Annotated in this window: 1 protein-coding gene; it reads left to right on the top strand. The window is 61.3% G+C overall.

The window, feature by feature from the left end; translation table 11 throughout:
• The first annotated feature begins 980 nt into the window (after nt 1–980).
• Nucleotides 981–2,288 (top strand): MFS transporter, encoded by a 1,308-nt coding sequence (locus OEJ36_RS30360; RefSeq protein ID WP_263404650.1) that lies wholly within the window; start codon nt 981–983, stop codon nt 2,286–2,288.
• The last annotated feature ends 205 nt before the right edge of the window (nt 2,289–2,493 follow it).

Genomic DNA, 2,493 nt, shown 5'->3' with positions numbered 1-2,493 from the left:
GCAACTGGGGATGAATGCGTTCGCCTGGGGATTTCTTCGCGAATGAATTCGCTCCCACGGGTGCTCGCCTGCCTGTGGGAGCGGTTTCAACCGCGAATGGGCGGCAGTGATCAAAGTCTGAGCACAGTCTTCAAAGCACTGCTATCGCTGGCTTCAAGCAATCTATCCACAGCTAACCAACAGTTGGCTCCACAGTAATTGTGGGCAATGTAGGGGCGAATTCATTCGCCCGGAAAAGTCATTGTGGATAGCTCGGTTGGGGCGGCGGCGCTGCACACCGCTTGGCGAACGAATTGGCTCTGTCGGCATTAGCTGTTGAGGTTTTAATGCAAGCGCTCAAGCACGGTGCTTTCCGGGCATTTATGGATTTCTTCCACCTCCACAGCATGGGTTTCGCTTCGCTCTACACCATCCTACGAAAGCCTGTGCGCACCACGCGGCGATGCGCTGGACGAAGAAAGTTGGAGCAGCCGCCACCGCCCCTCCAGGAGGCCGAACGCAGTCGTTGCGCCGGGGGACGAGCGGCATGGATGCCGCGAGAGGCGCGCCAGGCCATGGATGGCCCATCGCGCCGGCCCCCAGAGCAACGATGGAGTGAGGGAACCCGACGCAGTCGGGCCGGATGATGGGGCAAGCGTTTTTGGTTCCTTTTTTGGCGATTGAAAAAAGGGACTCGCCCGGGTGGGCGAAACCAGAAGCATCACCAGAGCTCGGCAGTCAGCTGGGCTCAAATCCTCTAGCAACACTTAACGCAGACAGAGCCAATGAACTCGCCCCTACCTGGCCATCAACGGATAGGCGGAATCCCGCTTATGCCCCCCTCGCGATAAGCGCGAATCCGCGCACAAATGCCCTGTGAAATCCCTCCGAGCCTTCTATTCCGGCGCTTTGCGGCGCTGGCACAGCTCCTGCTATGTGCCCGCACCCCAAGCGCGGCGAGAGCCGTGCCTACAACAACAACTATGACTCGAGGAAACACGATGGAAAGCACCAGCACCCTGACTGCCTCAGCAGCACCCCGCACCACTTCGCAACGCATCAAATCCATTTTCAGCGGCTCGGTGGGCAACCTGGTCGAGTGGTACGACTGGTACGTCTACGCCGCCTTCTCGCTGTACTTCGCCAAGGCCTTCTTCCCCCAGGGCGACCTGACCGCCCAGCTCCTGAACACCGCCGCGATCTTCGCCGTGGGCTTCCTGATGCGCCCGATCGGCGGCTGGCTGATGGGCATCTACGCCGACCGCAAGGGCCGCAAAGCCGCCCTGCTGGCCTCGGTCCTGCTGATGTGCTTCGGCTCGCTGATCATCGCGCTGACCCCCAGCTATGAAACCATCGGCATCGCCGCACCCATCCTGCTGGTGGTCGCCCGCCTGCTGCAGGGCCTGTCGGTCGGTGGCGAGTACGGCACCTCGGCCACCTACCTGTCGGAGATGGCGACCAAGGAGCGTCGCGGCTTCTTCTCCAGCTTCCAGTACGTGACCCTGATCTCCGGCCAACTCATCGCCCTGGCGGTGCTGATCATTCTCCAGCAGACCCTCTCCACCGAGCAGCTGGAAAGCTGGGGCTGGCGCGTGCCCTTCTTCATCGGCGCCCTGTGCGCGGTCGTGGCGATGTTCCTGCGTCGCGGCATGGAAGAGACCGAGTCCTTCACCAAGAAGAAGGACAAGCCGAAGGAAAGCCTGCTGCGCACCCTGATGCGCCACCCCAAGGAAGTGTTCACCGTGATCGGCCTGACCATGGGCGGCACCCTGGCCTTCTACACCTACACCACCTACATGCAGAAATACCTGGTCAACACGGTCGGCATGAGCAAGAACGACTCGACCATGATCTCGGCCGCCACCCTGTTCCTGTTCATGCTGCTGCAGCCCCTGGTGGGCGCGCTCTCGGACAAGGTCGGCCGCCGTCCGATCCTGATCGCCTTCGGCGTGCTGGGCACCCTGTTCACCTACCCGATCCTCAGCACCCTGCACACCATCGAGACCTGGTGGGGCGCGTTCTTCCTGATCATGGCGGCGCTGATCATCGTCAGCGGCTACACCTCGATCAACGCCGTGGTGAAGGCCGAGCTGTTCCCCACCGAGATCCGTGCCCTGGGCGTGGGCCTGCCCTATGCGCTGACCGTGTCCATCTTCGGCGGCACCGCCGAGTACGTGGCGCTGTGGTTCAAGAGCATCGGCATGGAGAGCGGCTTCTACTGGTACGTGACCGCCTGTATCGCCTGCTCGCTGCTGGTGTACGTGTTCATGAAGGACACCCGCACCCACTCGCGGATGAACGACGATTGATCCCTTGAGCCCAAGTGGCTCTGGCTACGCTAACCCGTAGCCGTTTTATTCCCGAGGACGGGCCCGCAAGGGCCCGTTTTCGTTTGTGCGGTCTGGGTTAAGTGTTCCCAGCTGATTACCGAGCTTTGCTGATGCTTTTGGTTTCGCCATCCCGGGCGAGTCCCTTTTAACAATCGCCTTAAAAGGAACCAAAAGGGCTTGCCCC

Origin of the sequence: Pseudomonas sp. PDM13, from assembly GCF_025685765.1 — a bacterium.
GTDB lineage: Bacteria > Pseudomonadota > Gammaproteobacteria > Pseudomonadales > Pseudomonadaceae > Metapseudomonas > Metapseudomonas solani.
This window is presented reverse-complemented; position numbering and strand designations above follow the sequence as displayed.

Coding starts and splice junctions, on each gene's coding strand:
- OEJ36_RS30360 (WP_263404650.1), top strand. CDS start 981: ATGGAAAGCACCAGCACCCTGACTGCCTCAGCAGCACCCCGCACCACT.